A 15,981-nucleotide genomic window follows, 5' to 3' on the forward strand; every position below is an offset into this window, starting at 1 on the left:
TAAAATGATGAGGTTATGAATCAATTGATAGAGTCTGTAGAAAATTACGTTTTGCTTTTTCTAAAGCAAAAACTCTCATCTGACCTTGTGTTTCATAACCTGGCTCATACCAGTGAAGTAGTTAACGCAGCTTGGGAGATCGGGCAAAACAGCGATTTGGATAAATCAGAGATGGAGATACTTATCGTTGCTGCCTGGTTTCACGACTGCGGATACGCTTATGCTTATACCGGTCATGAAGAAGAAAGTAAAAAGATAGCAAAGAGTTATCTGGAAAAATGTGGTGCCAATACTGATTTTATTTTATCAGTATTGGCTTGTATAGAAGCAACGAAATTTCCACAGCGTCCAAGGACTATGGTTGAAAAAGTATTGTGCGACGCTGACCTTTTCCATTTTACTAAAACCTCATATCCTCATTATGCAAAAGCCATCAGGAAAGAGTTTGAAGTGTTTCTTGACAAGATATATTCGGAAGAAGAATGGCAGAAAGTAAACACGTCGCTACTTATGGCTCACAACTATTGCACCGAGTATGGAAAGTCTGTCCTGAGCAGATTTAAGGACGTTAATGTTGAATTGGTGAACAAGAAAAAAAATTAAAATGAAAGACGAAAATACTAACAACTTATCGGATGATGTATTTAAGAAAAAAGTTGATACCGCCTTTGATTTCGCATTTGATAAAAAAGTTGCATTGGTTTTTGATGACATGGTTAGTCGGTCGGTACCCTTCTATGGGGAGATGCAGCGAATGGTAAGTGAATTGGCAAAAAACCATGTACAGCCAAAGACAAAAGTGTATGATATAGGCTGCTCCACAGGAACCACCTTAATACAAATATCTAAACTGGTTCCTGAAAATGTAAACCTTGTAGGAATAGATGATTCCGAAGAGATGATTGTCAAATGCAGGGAAAAATTGAATAGTCTATCGCTTAACAGAGAAATAGAACTCAATATGGTTGATATTACAAAGGATGTACCTGTACAGGATGCTTCAGTTGTAACGATGGTACTGGTTCTTCAATTTGTTCGACCTATTAATAGACTGGAAATTGTCAAAAAGATATATGATGGACTTACCGAAAACGGAGTATTTATCATTGTCGAAAAGATCCTCACGGAAGAAGCTTCATTTAACAGGGAGTACATCAACTACTACTATGACTTCAAAAGAAGAAACGAATACAGTGAGCTTGAGATTTCACAGAAGCGGGAAGCGCTTGAAAACGTGTTGATACCTTACAAGACAAGCGAAAATATCAATATGCTGAAAAACGCGGGCTTTAAACAAGTCGAGGTGTTTTTTCGCTGGTATAATTTCACAGGAATAATAGCAAAAAATGATAATACAATTAGGAAATTTCTTCTTTAGGTACAGAAATGTAATTTTCATATTTCTGTACTTACTACTATTTGCCCCATCGATGGAGTTGTTTGGAGCGGAAAGATGGGGTGACAAATATTATTTTTATCCCATTGTTTTTGGCTTAATAATAACCATTTCCGGCCAGCTCATTAGGGGCGGCACCATAGGGTTAGCGTATATAATAAGAGGCGGGCAAAATAGAAAAGTGTACGCAGACGAATTGGTCACTACCGGAATTTTCAGCCATGTAAGAAACCCCCTTTATATAGGAAACATACTCATGTTATGGGGAGCCGGAATAATGGCTAATTCATTGTTGTTTACACTTGTAATAATGCCGTTGTTTGTTGGTATATATCAGTGTATTGTCCTTGCTGAAGAAGACTATCTCAGGAAAAAGTTTGGTCAGGGTTTTATAGACTACACCAAGAAAGTGAATCGATGGGTTCCCAGTCTTAAAGGTATCGGGGATACGTTTTCCTCAATGAAATTTAACTGGAGAAGATGGCTGATCAAAGAGTATGGGACACAGTTTGTCTGGCTTTTGGGCATAGCATTTATATTACTGTATAAGTATCCCGACCTAATCGGCAGAGATCAGGCGACCAGAATAAAGTATGCTGTAGTATGTTTTTTAGTCATTGGCACCTATTACCTCACGATAAGATTTATAAAAAAATCCGGGCGTTGGAAATGATGCCTGCGGTAAAAATGACAATATAAAATCACAATATTTTTATGTTATTAAATCGTAAAATATCAATATGGTACTTTGTCAATGAAATCAAAACACAGATGGTTTTGATCTGTGTTTTTGCGATATCTATCGGATTGTTGGATATGCATCCGACATTTAAAAAAACTTCATTGCCTCTAAGTGTTCCTGCTCTGGTAGGAACTGCGGTTTCCCTTTTGCTTGCTTTTAGAACGGCACAATCCTATGAACGATGGTGGGAAGCCAGAACAGTTTGGGGTGCTATCGTAAATGATTCACGAAGCTTAGTGAGACAGTTCATACAGTTTATTCCTGATGACCTCAAGTACGAAATCAAAGAATTTGCTGGCAGGCAAATCGTCTGGACCTATGCTTTGGGAGAGTCATTGCGCAGGCAGGAATTTTCCCCTTCTGTTCAGGCGTACTTAAATATTCACCAGATAAATGCTGCAAACATACCAAACGTTTTACTCAATAAACATTCCGAGACTATCAAGCAGTTAGCTGCCGCGGGAGCAATTACGGATATTCAACAGGTACAGTTAAATGAAACACTTGCAAGGTTATGCGATAGTATGGGTAAGTGTGAACGAATTAAGAATACCGTTTTCCCAAGATCATATAGCCTTTTGGTACATACATTAATCTATGTTTTCGCAGCTATTTTACCGTTCGGGTTGGAGGATTCGCAGCTTGCTGTCGAAATCGTAATGACCATCCTTATCCCAACACTTTTTATTGCCATCGAAAAAACGGCCATCATCATGCAGGACCCTTTCGAGAATACTCCTGTTGATACACCGATGACTTCTTTGGCACAAACAATAGAGATCAACATATTAGAAATGATCGGGGAAAAAGATATTCCAGTGAAGCCTCAAAACGACTCTTATTATGAAATGTAAGGTTATCATTATTAATCATTAACCATAAGCGAAATGGATATTCAATTTGAACTTTTACTTTCGGCTAAATTGTTACTGGCAGTTCTGCTGGGAGGTATTGTTGGCGTGGAGCGCGAAAGAGAACAACAAAACACAGGCATCCGTACTTTCGCCTGCATTTGTGTTGCCTCATGTCTGTTCGTATCTGTCGCCGCGCACTTGTCTGAAGATAAATCGGCAATTTCAAGAGTCTTGTCAGCGGTTGCCACGGGCTTAGGATTTATTGGGGCAGGTATTATTTTCCGGGATGAAAGAAATATGCCGAAAGGACTCACTACAGCCGCCGGATTGTGGGCGACTTCCGCGATCGGAGTAGCCATCGCCCTTAATATGTTTGTAATAGCTGTCTCATCAACGCTCATCATTCTCTTGATTTTTAGTATCAACAAATCTGCTCCTTATAGAAAATTTGTTGACAAATTATTTAACGATAAAGAAAAGCAACAATGAATCAAAACAATATCCAATTTGATATCCATCTAAATACGATATCCGTCCTCCTGGAGAGGGCAAAAACTACCGAAGACCCTGCTGTGTATCTCTTTGAGAACGATTTCAGGACACCGTTGTTTCAACTGGAGGCACTGGCCAGGATATATAGCTCCACCGGGCCTAACAGGAAGAAATTTGATAAGATGCAGGAAAAATTCAAGCTACTGGAAGATACGTTAGGTAGTATAGATTACTTTGATGCTTACGGCAAACTGTTTTTTAGCAATGAGAAAATACCGGGGGATGTTAAGTCTTATTTTTCCCGTAAAGAGGAAAAAACCGTAAGCAAGCTTAACAAAATACTCAAGAGCGAGGGCTGGTTAAACGGAAAGCAATTAGAAAGGATTAACAATGATCTTAAAAAAACAGGCTGGAAAAATAAAGATGAACAGCACAAACGTCTCCGGAAATTCTATAGGTCGGAAATTGAAGAGATAGTGGATTTCGCAAAAGAAGGCAAAGTTGCTTTTACCGATGTAGAATCGGGTATCCACGAGTTGCGCAGAAAATTGCGCTGGTTGAGTATATACGCACAAGTTTTACAGGGTTGCATAAAGCTCGTAGAGATTGAACAGGAAAAACTGGCCTTAGGGAACTACCTTACAGGTTCCGTATTAAACTCGCCTTACAATAGGTTACCCCCGGTGGAGGATAAAAAACTGCACCCGCTATTGCTTTCCCAATATAGTTTTTTCGCTCTTAGCTGGATGATTGAGCAATTGGGACTACTCAAAGACCGGGGCTTCGGACTACTGGCGTTGGCAGAGGCTATCATGGAAACCAAAGGCATCAAAAATGAAAAGGACGCAATACTTCAGGCGAAGAAGTATTTGGGCAACAAAGCTCCTTCAATTGATGATGTGTTGAAAGAAGGTAATCAGATTACAAAGCAATTTTTTACAGACAGAATATTAAAAAATCTTTTAAAATAGAAATCATGGAGCACAAACATCAATATGACGCGCAGGGCAGGCAGATCTGTTGCACCCAAACGGAAAAAGTATATACCAAGGCAGGCGCAAAAGACCTTGTAAAAGAGGAACATCATAAAAATGACGGACACGATCATGGCCATAGCGATGATGCTGGTCATGACCACGGTAATGTAAGTGAAAGTCCATTTAAAATGTTCCTTCCTTCCATCATTTCCCTGTTACTTTTGCTCGCTGCCATAGCATTCGATAACTGGATACCTCAGGAATGGTTTAAGGGGACTGTCAGGTTTATTTGGTATCTGATAGCCTACGCAATTGTGGGATTTCCTGTAATTAAAGACGCCATCAAAAGTATTTCAAAAGGTGAGGTATTTTCGGAGTTTTTGCTGATGAGCATTGCAACTATCGGTGCGTTTTTTATCAAAGAATACCCCGAAGGAGTAGCAGTAATGCTGTTCTATGCAGTTGGCGAAGTGTTCCAAACCCTTGCCGTATCCAGGGCACAAAGAAACATCAAGGCATTGCTCGACCAGCGGCCCGACGAGGTAACTATCCTTGTAGATGACCGTGCCAAGACCATCAAAGCGGAAGAAGCCCAGATCGGGGATATTATTCAGCTAAAACCCGGAGAAAAACTTGGGCTTGACGGTGAACTCCTTACCGACAATGCATCCTTTAATACAGCAGCGCTCACGGGTGAAAGTAAGCCGGATACCAAGAACAAGGGAGAAACGGTGCTTGCCGGAATGATCAATCTCAATACAGTAGCCCGTGTTAAGGTAACTACCGCTTATACAGATAGTAAACTTAGTAAAATACTGGAGCTGGTACAGAACGCCACCTCCCAAAAAGCCCCGACGGAGCTTTTTATCAGGAAGTTTGCGAAAGTGTACACCCCTATCGTGGTCGTTCTGGCAATAGGAATATGTCTTGTTCCTTACTTCTTTGTAGACAATTATGTATTCAATGACTGGCTGTACAGGGCTTTGATATTCCTTGTGATTTCCTGTCCTTGTGCATTGGTCATTTCCATTCCACTGGGATATTTTGGTGGTATTGGAGCTGCCAGCCGCAATGGTATTCTCTTTAAAGGAAGCAACTTCCTGGATACAATGGCTGCGATACAAAATGTCGTAATGGATAAGACCGGTACAATGACTGAAGGAGTTTTTAAGGTACAGGAAGTAGTGTTCAAGCCCGAATTTAATAAGGATGAAACATTGAAACTTGTTAATGCGATAGAGAGCCTGAGTACGCACCCTGTAGCAACCGCTATACACGAATACGTGGGAGATATTGACAGCTCTATTAAGCTCGAAAATACGGAAGAGATAGCAGGACATGGTTTGAAAGCGACAATAAATGGCAAGGAACTTTTGGTTGGAAATTTTAAATTGATGGATAAGTTCGGTATCAGTTACGATGTTGATCCATCAACCATAGTCTATACGACTATCGCAGTGGCCAGCGATGGAAAATTTGTAGGCTATATTACCATTGCCGATAGTATCAAGGAAGACTCGCAGCAGACCATTGACCTGCTTCACAAGCTCAATGTGAAGGTGACCATGTTAAGTGGTGATAAAACTTCGGTCGTGAAATTTGTAGCCGATAAACTGGGGATCGACAATGCGTTCGGTGATCTGTTGCCGGAAGATAAGGTCAACCGGGTAAAGGAAATCAAAGCTAAGAACGAAACGGTAGCCTTTGTGGGTGACGGGGTAAACGACGCCCCTGTAGTTGCACTAAGTGATGTCGGTATCGCAATGGGCGGACTTGGGAGCGATGCGACCATAGAAACAGCAGATGTTGTCATCCAGGATGACAGACCATCCAAAATCCCAATAGCCATCAATATCGGCAAGAAAACAAAAAAGATCGTTTGGCAGAATATTACCCTTGCCTTTGTGGTAAAAGGTATCGTTTTGATTTTAGGGGCTGGAGGTCTGGCTACTATGTGGGAGGCTGTTTTTGCTGATGTGGGCGTATCCCTGATTGCAATATTGAATGCCATAAGGATACAACGAATGAAGTTTTAGCCTACAATTATGGGTAAGAAGTTTTCGGTAATGAAAAACGTGTTAAGTAAGTCCTTAGAAGGGATACACCTCTTTAGATAAAAATGGAAATAGTTATGCAAAATACCATCAATGAAATATACATTACGAAAGCATCAGGCGAACGTGCGGTTTTTGACAGTAACAAATTGAGACAATCATTGTCCAGGTCGGGAGCGACTTCCGAACAGATTGAGGTTGTGCTGCAAAAAGTGCAGGACATCCTCAAAGATGGAATGGCTACGCAGGATATTTACAGGACTGCTTTCAAATGGCTGAAAAAAATGTCAAAGTCTGTCTCCGCCCGTTATAACCTGAAAAAAGCGGTGATGGCGCTCGGCCCTACAGGTTTCCCGTTTGAAAAACTTACAGCAGCCATTTTGGAATCAATGGGATACAGCACCCAAACAGGAGTGATTGTTCCGGGACATTGTGTAAAGCATGAAATAGATGTTATCGCTACAAAAGTGGAACACCATGTCATGGTGGAATGCAAGTTCCATAACCGCCAGGGCTTTGTAAGCGATGTCAAAATACCACTCTATATTCAATCAAGATTTCTTGATGCGGAAAAAAAATGGCAGGATAGTGGTTGTCACGGCCCCCAGTTTCATCAAAGCTGGATAGTGACAAACGGACGCTTTTCCGAGGATGCGATACAATATGGCAACTGCATGCAAATGCAATTGCTTGGGTGGGATTTTCCAAGGGGCAAAGGCTTTAAAGATCTTATAGATCGCGCCGGTCTTTATCCGGTTACCTGCCTGGTTACCTTAACTGAAAGAGACAAAAAATTCTTATTGGCAAATGATGTTATTCTCTGTAAGTCCCTGTTGCAACGTAGCGAAATATTAGAGAAGTCGGGACTATCTGCTGCGAAGATCAGGTCAATCGTTAATGAGTGCCGTATGCTCTGCGAACCATCAAAATAGTACAAAAAATGGATGTCATCAACCATAAAGAAATAAAAACAAACTGGTATGTAATTACAGGAGGGCCATGCACTGGAAAAACTACCGTGGTGGAACTGCTGGCAAAACGGGGATATGTGACGATTGCAGAACAGGCAAGACACTATATCGATACCCAAAAAGTTGAAGGTAGAACAGTTGAAGAAATAAGGAGTAACAGGGAGCAATTCCAGTTGGAAATACTGAATCTTCAGATCAGGGAGGAATCAACACTGGACGTGAACAAAGTCGCTTTTTTGGATAGAGCACTTCCCGATGCTATGGCCTATTACGAATTTCTTGGACTGAAATATGACGATAGGCTTATTGTGATGTGCAAGAAATTTTGTTATCAGAAAGTGTTTGTACTGGACCGTCTTCCGTTAATCAATGATTATGCAAGACTGGAGGATGAACAAGAGCAGATTAGGATACATAATTTGATTATTGAGGTCTATAGCCGTTTCCCGTGTCCGGTCATCCAGGTTCCCGTACTACCTCCTGATCAAAGGGTCGATTTTATCCTTCAGCATCTTTGAGAAATATTCATTAGTTGCAGGATCAAATGAGATTATTGGGCTGTTCTTTTGTTGATTTCACAGGTGTGTGGGGTTTAAACATACATATTGGAGGACTAACAATTCAGCTAAAATGAGAAAGAACAAAAAAGCGAATAATAAAAAACCGGTTGCTCCGATCTATAGCATCAACAGGAAGTTGACACCTAAGCGGCGACCTAAAAAAAAATGGTATGCTGTTCTCAGGATAATATTCATCATAATAGTGAGTGCAATACTTATTCTTGCAATTATAGCACAGGTGAGGCATTATTACCTTCATGTTTCAGGTGAAGGGCACAAAAAAAGCGTGGAAAAGCAAAAGTAGGCTGTTACCAAGCCGCATTGTTAGGAACTTAGTGGCATTGTATTTGTCTCCATTATAATATTCATAGAATGTAAGCATATAGTATTCACTTTAAACTTAAAATGTTATGAACAACGAAGAACAAAAAAAGGAATCACACAAGCATCCTGAACACCACGAACATCAGGAACACCATCCACACAAGGAACATCATGAGGGACCGGAACATGCCAATGAGCCGGAGCATCATAAAGAAAAAGAGCATCATCCGGAGACTGAACATCATGATGAAAAAGAGCACCATGATACTAAAGAAAAAAAGTAAGCTGAAATTGGAAATTAGATTGGATCTTAGTCAGATCATAATCTAATTTCCATTTTATTTAATAATCTAACCTTCCATTTCTTATCCTACGTGATCCCTCACCATATTTTTACCGAGTTGTAGATAAACAGGCTGTATCAATGGCAGCAACAGACCGTTTTTTCTGTTTACCTATGGTAACCCAATTGCCCTGTGTCTATAATACTCCTTCCATAACCTGATATAAGTCAAGGGGGATATTGAAGATTACCGCATATACTCAACTGATCCTAGACCTTTACCCCGAATACTCCATGATTATTACGCTTAGCCGGATTGGGGCTTTCCGATAAGGCAATAGATATATAATTCCCCAAGTTGGGTTCTACTTGGGGAATATTTTCGTTTATAATTATAATTTTTGTGATTTAATTAGGAAAGTTTCAACTATAAAGTTTGCTAATCCTACAAAAATTATAAGCTATGAAATACTCTCTACAAACCATTATCCTGGAAATTCACAATAAAGAGGACAAGGTTTCCTTACAAAATAAAAGGTTAATCGATGAGGCTTATGAGATGACCTTGTATCTCCAGGAACTACTTTTTTCCGTAAAAGAGTTTGTCATTAAAGAAGGTTTTAAGGACGAAGCAGAGGAAACCCATTTCTTCCGGACAGTGAAACCCCAGATATTGGGAAAATTGATTTATTATAACAAGGTATTTCGCATAGAAACTACCTGTCCCGTAAGCAATGGAAAAATGTACTACAGTTATTTCTCTACACAGTTAGCCCATTTAAAGCGGGAATATATTGAGCACATTTGCAATACGGATTTTTACCGTTATTATCGTTCGGGTCGTACAGATCGGGACGATACTTATTTTAAGCGGGGCCATATAAATTACCATGATGGCCTTAACAGCATAGTTTTTGAAATTGATCCAGCATTTTCAACCTTCTACGACTATAAAATAGCAAGAATTATCGCAAACGAATTGCTTTATACTTATCTGCTTTCTAAGATCAATCCCGATGAAAATCCCGATATGGTCATGCAAAAGCCAGAATCAACGAAGGATGTATTCTGGACAGAATCAAAAAATGCATTGATCGAATTGATTTACGCCCTATATGCTTCCGGGGCCATTTCACATGGCAAAATCGGTATCCGAAAAATAAGCCTCATGTTCCAGATACTGTTCCGTATTCCACTCGGAGATCTGCATCATGCTTTCCACCGGATGAAAACCCGTTCCGGCTCAAAGACAGCATTTTTAGATCAGCTCAAACAATCACTGGAAGAATACATGGATAAGAATTTATAGGAATATAGCTATCCCTAAACAGAAGCAGTACGTTATCCGTGCTGCTTTTTTTATGCCCATCATTTTGCCCATATATGCCAATTGGCAAAGTCAGGGTTATAATAGACTAAAAGTGCCTCCAAAGCAAGGAAATACCTCTACAACAACGGTTTAACCGGATTGCAAAAAAAATAAAAAATCCGCCTTTTCAATTGGCATGACTTGGCAGACAACGAGTGCCAAACTGTTCAATTTTGTCCTGTGATGTTTGAATGATGTATAGACAAAATCGTAGCCAATGAGTGCGTGTAATACAGGCACCAGGCAAAACGATGATTGAGGCAAGACAAATCATGAACATAATAAACGTATCCGTATGAATATTGACAGAATGGAATTTATCGCGTGGATGGAACGCATCATGGATCGTTTCGACATTCTTAACGACCATATTAATAATATACACAAAGACCGAAATAGTATAGACGGTGAAGAGCTGCTCGACAACCAGGATCTTTTGCAAATGCTGAAGATAAGCCAACGCTCCTTGCAGCGCTATCGCTCTTCGGGGAAATTAGCCTATTACACGATCAGTGGCAAACTTTACTATAAGTTGTCCGATGTGCATCAGTTTGTCCGGGATAATTTTAATGCTCCGCTGCAAAGAACAAAGGACAATAAGTGACAAATAGTGCCACGGAAAGCCAACTACAACATACGCTTCAATGCTTCTCCTACTTTCGGACTATTACAATCTTAAATAATCAGGATCATGAGTGAACAGACTACGACAACGCCACAATATCCCGAACAGCTATCGGACATTCTGTTGGTGCTGGATAAAGAAAAAAAGAAAATCCAGGCTGTTACAGGTATCAACAAAAACGGAGAGCTGGAGACCGTGGACCCGGATAAGAAAAACCAGAGCCAGTTTATGCGGGTTGATAAGAGCGGGGACATATTCTCCAATTTCTTTTCCAATTTCTGGAGGCAGCTTAAAGACCCGACACGTTTCTCCTTCTTTAAAATTCCCGCTGCTGAAGCCATTGACGCGGCTCAAAAGATGCAGCAGCAGGTAGACCAGCCTACCAAAGAGGGCGAAGCAGTAATGGCAAAACTTGCAGTAAAGGAGCCACAGGATCAGCAACAAGAAAATAAACAAGAAAACAAAAAAGATATGGAAACAGCACAAGCAACACCGGTAACCAGCGAATACCGCTACAAACCGGAACAGATCGATTGGGAAACAATGAACAACCTCGGACTGAGCAAAGAGTATCTTGAAAAGAAGAACCTGCTCGACCCGCTATTACGGGGATTCAAGACCAATGAACTGGTTCCCGTAAGCCTTAACCTCGGTACGGCCATTACGCGTATGGATGCCAGGCTCGCACTTCAGACCAATGAAAGCGGCGATGTAGTAGTTGCTATTCATGGCATTCGCAGGGAACCAAATTTAAACTTCCCCTTCTTTGGACACGAATTTAGCAAAGAGGACAAAGAGAATTTGCTAAAAACAGGAAACATGGGTCGTGTGGTTGATTTGACCAATCCTAAAACCGGCGAAAAAATGCCGTCCGTAATCAGCATTGACAGGTTGACAAACGAAGTGATCGCATTGCGCCAGGACTGGATGAAAATACCGGATGAGATGAAAGGCATAAAACTGAACGAACAGCAGAAGCAGGCCCTGATGGAAGGCAAACCACTTTACCTTGAAGGAATGATTTCAAAAAAAGGGGAACCGTTCAATGCACCGGTACAGTTCAATGCCGACAAGCGTTTTGTAGAGTTTCTTTTTGACCGGAATGTTAACCGCGGGCAAAACCAGCAAGCAGAACAGCAGCAGGGGCAATTGCAGGAAGCACCCCGGACATTCAGAGGAAAAGAACTTACCGACCAGCAATACGATAAGTTCAAAGAAGGTCAAACGGTTTATGTGGACGGGCTGATTGACAAAAAGGGACAGAAATACCAGGGCTATATCACTTTTGATAAAGAGACAGGAAAAACAGGATTTTCTTTCAACAATCCTGATAAGCTAAAGGAGAAAATCCAGCCCAAAGAAGAAAACAAAACGCAGGTAGCTGTTAACTCCGATGGAAAGACCAATGAAGCTACCAAGAATATCAAAGAGCCTTTGAAAACCGGCCAGCAACAGCCTAAGGACAAAAAGCAGCAGCAACAGCAGGATGCTACCAAAGCTCCGGAAAAGTCCAGGGGTAGAAAAAGGTAATCACTAAAACGACTGTATTATGAAAGCAGTAATTGCAGAAAAACCAAGTGTAGCCCGCGAGATTGCAGCCTTGTTAGGCGCAACAGAAAAAAAAGATGGATACCTGGCAGGTAACGGTTACCTGGTAACCTGGGCGTTGGGCCATCTGGTGGGATTGGCGATGCCGGAAGATTATGGGTTGTTGGGGTTTCAAAGAGAATCCCTGCCCATAATTCCGGCTCCCTTTTTATTAACGGTACGAAAAATAAAAAAGGACAGATCGTATGTCGCCGATGGCGGAGCTGTAAAGCAATTAAAAGTCATTGAACAGGTTATTGGCCGCTCGGAAAGCATTATCGTGGCTACTGATGCGGGCCGTGAAGGGGAACTCATCTTCAGGTATATTTATCAATATCTGAAGTGCAGCAAACCTTTCGAGCGTTTATGGATCAGCTCACTTACGGAAAAAGCCATCAGGCAGGGCTTCGACAAACTCAAACCCGGAAGTGATTTTGATGGTCTTTACGAGGCCGGGCAAGGCCGGAGCCGTGCCGACTGGTTAGTGGGCATCAATGCATCGCAGGCATTGAGTATTGCCGCTGGCAGTGGCGTGTATTCGCTGGGCCGGGTACAGACACCCACGCTGGCCCTTATCTGTAAACGCTATCTGGAAAACAAGAGCTTTACCATTCAGAAATACTGGCAGATTCAATTGGAGCACCGCAAGGAGTTCATGGATTTCAAAAGCCTTTCCAAAACCAAATGGGATGAACGCAAACTCGCCGATGATACGCTTAAATCCATCCAGCGAAACGGATCGGCAACGGTAACGGGGGTTGATAAGAAAAACGTTTCCGAACAGCCCCCCTTGCTGTTCGATCTTACCGGTTTGCAGAAAGAAGCCAATAAAAAGCTGGGGCTTTCTGCCGAACAAACCTTAAATATTGCCCAAAGCTTGTATGAAAACAAATTCATTACTTATCCCCGCACTGGAAGCAAACATATACCGGAAGATATATGGGCCGAAATTCCGGGACTAATCAGGGCGCTGGAGGAGAAACCTTCCTGCAAAGAAGCCGTTTCAAAGGTGAAATGGGGACGGTTTACGAAACGTATTGTCAACGATGTGAAGGTTACCGATCATCACGGACTTTTGATTACGGAGAAAATCCCGCTGGGATTGACGGGAAAGGAAGATGCGATCTATGATATGATCGCCCTGCGTTTACTGGAGTCAGTTTCACATGCCTGCTCTAAAGAAATTACCGAAATCAGCTTGCTGGCACTGCACTATGACTTTTCGCTTAAAGGATGTAAGATCCTGGAACCGGGATGGCGTGCCATCAGGGGAAATTTTACGGAGGAGGATGGTGAGCCGGTACAGGAACTGCCGGAACTAAAGGCCGGTGACAAACTGAAGATCAAAGAAGCCCAGGTACTTGAAAAGAAAACCAAACCGCCGGTGCTCTATACGGAAGCCGGGTTATTGTCTGCTATGGAAACCGCCGGAAGGGAAATAGAAAATGATGCCGAACGCAAGGTCTTACAGGGTATTGGTATTGGCACACCGGCAACAAGAGCTGCTATTATCGAAACTCTTTTTAAAAGAGATTACATCCAGCGTGAAAAAAAGTCGCTGTTCCCTACTGACAAGGGGTTACAGGTGTACCACACAGTAAAGGATAAAAAAATTGCCGACGTTGCCATGACCGCAGAATGGGAAATGGCCCTGCAAAAAATTGAGAACAACGAGGCTGATGCGGCGACTTTCCTTAACGAAATGGAAGTTTATGCAACGGCAATAACAAAGGAACTTCTGAACATGAATATTGCAAAAGAAAAACAGCCGGAACTCGCCTGCCCGAAATGTAAAAGCCATGCCCTGCTTATCAGGGATAAAGTAGTAAAGTGTCCCGATGAAACCTGTAATTGGATACAGTTCCGTACCATTTGCGGGGTAACCCTTACGACGGCGGAGATTGAGAAACTGGTGAAGGAAGGTAAAACGTCTCTTATCAAAGGAATGAAAAGCAAGTCGGGCAAAAAGTTCAACGCTTATATCGTTATAAAGGATAATGGAGAATCCTCTTTTGAATTTGAAAATACTTCACAAAAAAAGTAATGACAGAAAACACCATCATAACCCGGAAGGAAATTGAAAATTTAATTTATTCAGTACGAGGCAAACAGGTCATGTTTGATAAGGACCTGGCCTCCCTGTACCGGGTAGAAACCAAAATATTGAACAAAGCCGTAAAAAGGAATATGGAACGATTTCCGGAGACGTTTTGCTTTCAGTTGACCGAAGCGGAAAGCGAAACTTTGAGGTTCCAAATTGGAACCTCAAACGCCGGACGGGGCGGGCGGCGATATTTACCTCATGTATTTACAGAACAGGGCATTGCGATGTTATCTGCCGTATTGCGCAGCGAAGTGGCCGTAAAGGTTAGTATAGAGATTATGAATGCGTTTGTTGAAATGCGAAAGATGCTGATAGGCAATGCTGCGCTGTTTTCAAGATTGGATAAAATTGAACTCAAACAACTCGAAGCCGACGGAAAATTTGAAGAAATTTTCAGAGCACTGGAAAGCGGTAAGCTCCATAGCGAAAAGGGCATCTTTTATAACGGACAGATATTTGATGCTTACGCATTTGTTTCGGATATTATACGCAGTGCCGAAAGATCAATTATTCTCATAGATAATTTCGTTGATGACACGGTGCTTACATTGCTCGGGAAGCGTATGCAGTTTGTAACTGCCACCATTTATACAAAGAACATATCCAGTCAATTGCAACTTGATGTGCACAGATACAACAGCCAATATCCACAGATCGACGTTCAGATATTTACGCTTGCACATGACCGGTTCCTCCTAATTGACGGAACAGAACTTTATCATATCGGGGCGTCCTTAAAAGACTTGGGCAAGAAATGGTTTGCCTTCTCAAAGATGAATACAGAAGTCAGTAGAATGCTAACTTTCCTGAGCGCTAACAACATTTGATTACACGAATTGCTCTGTGACATCGCTGCCCAACTTTTCAGCCCATTGTTTCAAAAATTTAAAAGCAACATTTTGGACGATCGACAATTGGGCAATCACGTTCTCAACATATTGTACATCCACTGTTACGCCGCCGTGTGCAATTTTGTTTCGTATGTCATTATTATCGTTAATCCATCTTTCATTACCGTTTACGTATTCCCAATCAATACATTCACCCCATAGAGTAATGAAGCAATCCCATATCTTATTTATAATCCCCTGCCTGGTCCGTTCATTGTCGTTACAATATCCGTCTGCTATGACACTTATCGCATTCCAGAATGCAAGAAATTTATCAAATGGATCTTCAGTATATAGCCCTTTTCTGTACCAGCTAAATGCTCTCAACAGCTTGTTTTCATTAAGATTCAAATCTCTTGCAAGTCTGAAACAAAACATAAATTCTTGCCTTTCAACAATTGCTCTTACCGGATTTCTGTCATTCACTTGATGGTATTCATTCAAACTAACATTTAGTGCCGAGTTAGTTCTTAAAGCTAAAATATCAAGCATCTTGCCTATAAAAAGAAGCGCTACTTTATAGGCACGATCCTGATCAGCAGTATAAACGGTGGACGAGATCAGAAAACCATTTTTGTGAGGTCGTATGGAAATATCGCTTTGGAAGATATTTCCGAGGTCCAATTCCTTGTCTGTTCTGAAATCTATTGTTCTCCTAATAGTTACAGGACCGGAAACTAATAATTCTACATTATATATTCTCATTGTTTGGTTTGCATTAAGACCGGGCTTTTACTTTAGCCGTCTGCTTTG

Annotated in this window: 16 protein-coding genes; 15 read left to right on the forward strand and 1 reads right to left on the reverse strand. The window is 41.4% G+C overall.

Features of this window, described 5'->3' with window-relative positions; translation table 11 throughout:
* The first annotated feature begins 15 nt into the window (after nucleotides 1–15).
* The 15 genes from ACMXI2_RS09395 to ACMXI2_RS09465 all read left to right on the forward strand — a co-directional run bounded on the left by ACMXI2_RS09395 (nucleotide 16) and on the right by ACMXI2_RS09465 (nucleotide 15,165).
* Nucleotides 16–603, forward strand: coding sequence for an HD domain-containing protein (locus ACMXI2_RS09395; RefSeq protein ID WP_298939059.1), 588 nt, complete (start codon nucleotides 16–18; stop codon nucleotides 601–603).
* 1 nt (nucleotide 604) lies between these two features.
* The gene (gene cmoA / locus ACMXI2_RS09400) at nucleotides 605–1,378 is read left to right on the forward strand and encodes a carboxy-S-adenosyl-L-methionine synthase CmoA (protein ID WP_483781429.1); all 774 of its coding nucleotides are present in this window, start codon (nucleotides 605–607) and stop codon (nucleotides 1,376–1,378) included.
* On the forward strand, nucleotides 1,347–2,069 hold the full coding sequence (locus ACMXI2_RS09405; protein WP_298939057.1) for a methyltransferase family protein: 723 nt from the start codon (nucleotides 1,347–1,349) through the stop codon (nucleotides 2,067–2,069). The genes cmoA and ACMXI2_RS09405 overlap by 32 nt, the downstream gene beginning before the upstream one ends.
* 41 nt (nucleotides 2,070–2,110) lie before the next feature.
* Entirely contained in the window at nucleotides 2,111–2,992 is an 882-nt protein-coding gene (locus tag ACMXI2_RS09410) for a bestrophin family protein (RefSeq protein ID WP_298939056.1), read from the forward strand.
* Between the two features lie 33 nt (nucleotides 2,993–3,025).
* A complete protein-coding gene (locus tag ACMXI2_RS09415) occupies nucleotides 3,026–3,481 on the forward strand; it encodes an MgtC/SapB family protein (RefSeq protein WP_298939055.1) in 456 nt (151 codons plus the stop codon).
* Nucleotides 3,478–4,455, forward strand: coding sequence for a hypothetical protein (locus tag ACMXI2_RS09420; RefSeq protein ID WP_298939054.1), 978 nt, complete (start codon nucleotides 3,478–3,480; stop codon nucleotides 4,453–4,455). Before ACMXI2_RS09415 ends, ACMXI2_RS09420 begins: the two co-directional genes overlap by 4 nt.
* Nucleotides 4,456–4,460: 5 nt before the next feature.
* Nucleotides 4,461–6,497 (forward strand): heavy metal translocating P-type ATPase, encoded by a 2,037-nt coding sequence (locus ACMXI2_RS09425; RefSeq protein ID WP_298939053.1) that lies wholly within the window; start codon nucleotides 4,461–4,463, stop codon nucleotides 6,495–6,497.
* Nucleotides 6,498–6,592: 95 nt separating this feature from the next.
* On the forward strand, nucleotides 6,593–7,447 hold the full coding sequence (locus tag ACMXI2_RS09430) for a restriction endonuclease (RefSeq protein WP_298939052.1): 855 nt from the start codon (nucleotides 6,593–6,595) through the stop codon (nucleotides 7,445–7,447).
* Nucleotides 7,448–7,455: 8 nt separating this feature from the next.
* Nucleotides 7,456–8,004, forward strand: a complete 549-nt coding sequence (locus ACMXI2_RS09435; RefSeq protein ID WP_298939051.1) for an AAA family ATPase — start codon at nucleotides 7,456–7,458, stop codon at nucleotides 8,002–8,004.
* Between the two features lie 452 nt (nucleotides 8,005–8,456).
* Complete coding sequence (locus ACMXI2_RS09440) at nucleotides 8,457–8,654, forward strand: hypothetical protein (RefSeq protein WP_298939049.1); 198 nt, start codon at nucleotides 8,457–8,459, stop codon at nucleotides 8,652–8,654.
* Between the two features lie 462 nt (nucleotides 8,655–9,116).
* Nucleotides 9,117–9,962 (forward strand): RteC domain-containing protein, encoded by an 846-nt coding sequence (locus tag ACMXI2_RS09445; RefSeq protein WP_298939048.1) that lies wholly within the window; start codon nucleotides 9,117–9,119, stop codon nucleotides 9,960–9,962.
* 355 nt (nucleotides 9,963–10,317) lie between these two features.
* The gene (locus tag ACMXI2_RS09450) at nucleotides 10,318–10,626 is read left to right on the forward strand and encodes a helix-turn-helix domain-containing protein (RefSeq protein ID WP_298939047.1); all 309 of its coding nucleotides are present in this window, start codon (nucleotides 10,318–10,320) and stop codon (nucleotides 10,624–10,626) included.
* Between the two features lie 87 nt (nucleotides 10,627–10,713).
* Nucleotides 10,714–12,177, forward strand: coding sequence for a DUF3945 domain-containing protein (locus ACMXI2_RS09455; RefSeq protein WP_298939046.1), 1,464 nt, complete (start codon nucleotides 10,714–10,716; stop codon nucleotides 12,175–12,177).
* Nucleotides 12,178–12,196: 19 nt separating this feature from the next.
* Entirely contained in the window at nucleotides 12,197–14,278 is a 2,082-nt protein-coding gene (locus ACMXI2_RS09460) for a type IA DNA topoisomerase (protein WP_298939045.1), read from the forward strand.
* Entirely contained in the window at nucleotides 14,278–15,165 is an 888-nt protein-coding gene (locus ACMXI2_RS09465) for an ORF6N domain-containing protein (protein WP_298939044.1), read from the forward strand. Before ACMXI2_RS09460 ends, ACMXI2_RS09465 begins: the two co-directional genes overlap by 1 nt.
* Here ACMXI2_RS09465 and ACMXI2_RS09470 read toward each other — a convergent pair whose 3' ends face one another.
* Nucleotides 15,166–15,933, reverse strand: a complete 768-nt coding sequence (locus ACMXI2_RS09470) for a methylamine utilization protein MauJ (RefSeq protein WP_298939043.1) — start codon at nucleotides 15,931–15,933, stop codon at nucleotides 15,166–15,168. It lies immediately after the preceding gene.
* Nucleotides 15,934–15,981 lie beyond the last annotated feature (48 nt).

The organism is Chitinophaga sp. G7 BAM 1005, from assembly GCF_057126945.1.

Bases quoted from the DNA above. Each gene is read 5' to 3' on its own strand.
- ACMXI2_RS09445 (WP_298939048.1), top strand. From the start codon at position 9,117: ATGAAATACTCTCTACAAACCATTATCCTGGAAATTCACAATAAAGAG.
- ACMXI2_RS09405 (WP_298939057.1), top strand. From the start codon at position 1,347: ATGATAATACAATTAGGAAATTTCTTCTTTAGGTACAGAAATGTAATT.
- ACMXI2_RS09460 (WP_298939045.1), top strand. From the start codon at position 12,197: ATGAAAGCAGTAATTGCAGAAAAACCAAGTGTAGCCCGCGAGATTGCA.
- ACMXI2_RS09425 (WP_298939053.1), top strand. From the start codon at position 4,461: ATGGAGCACAAACATCAATATGACGCGCAGGGCAGGCAGATCTGTTGC.
- ACMXI2_RS09470 (WP_298939043.1), bottom strand. From the start codon at position 15,933: ATGAGAATATATAATGTAGAATTATTAGTTTCCGGTCCTGTAACTATT.
- ACMXI2_RS09420 (WP_298939054.1), top strand. From the start codon at position 3,478: ATGAATCAAAACAATATCCAATTTGATATCCATCTAAATACGATATCC.
- ACMXI2_RS09430 (WP_298939052.1), top strand. From the start codon at position 6,593: ATGCAAAATACCATCAATGAAATATACATTACGAAAGCATCAGGCGAA.
- ACMXI2_RS09450 (WP_298939047.1), top strand. From the start codon at position 10,318: ATGAATATTGACAGAATGGAATTTATCGCGTGGATGGAACGCATCATG.
- ACMXI2_RS09415 (WP_298939055.1), top strand. From the start codon at position 3,026: ATGGATATTCAATTTGAACTTTTACTTTCGGCTAAATTGTTACTGGCA.
- ACMXI2_RS09435 (WP_298939051.1), top strand. From the start codon at position 7,456: ATGGATGTCATCAACCATAAAGAAATAAAAACAAACTGGTATGTAATT.
- cmoA (WP_483781429.1), top strand. From the start codon at position 605: ATGAAAGACGAAAATACTAACAACTTATCGGATGATGTATTTAAGAAA.
- ACMXI2_RS09465 (WP_298939044.1), top strand. From the start codon at position 14,278: ATGACAGAAAACACCATCATAACCCGGAAGGAAATTGAAAATTTAATT.
- ACMXI2_RS09440 (WP_298939049.1), top strand. From the start codon at position 8,457: ATGAACAACGAAGAACAAAAAAAGGAATCACACAAGCATCCTGAACAC.
- ACMXI2_RS09395 (WP_298939059.1), top strand. From the start codon at position 16: ATGAATCAATTGATAGAGTCTGTAGAAAATTACGTTTTGCTTTTTCTA.
- ACMXI2_RS09410 (WP_298939056.1), top strand. From the start codon at position 2,111: ATGTTATTAAATCGTAAAATATCAATATGGTACTTTGTCAATGAAATC.
- ACMXI2_RS09455 (WP_298939046.1), top strand. From the start codon at position 10,714: ATGAGTGAACAGACTACGACAACGCCACAATATCCCGAACAGCTATCG.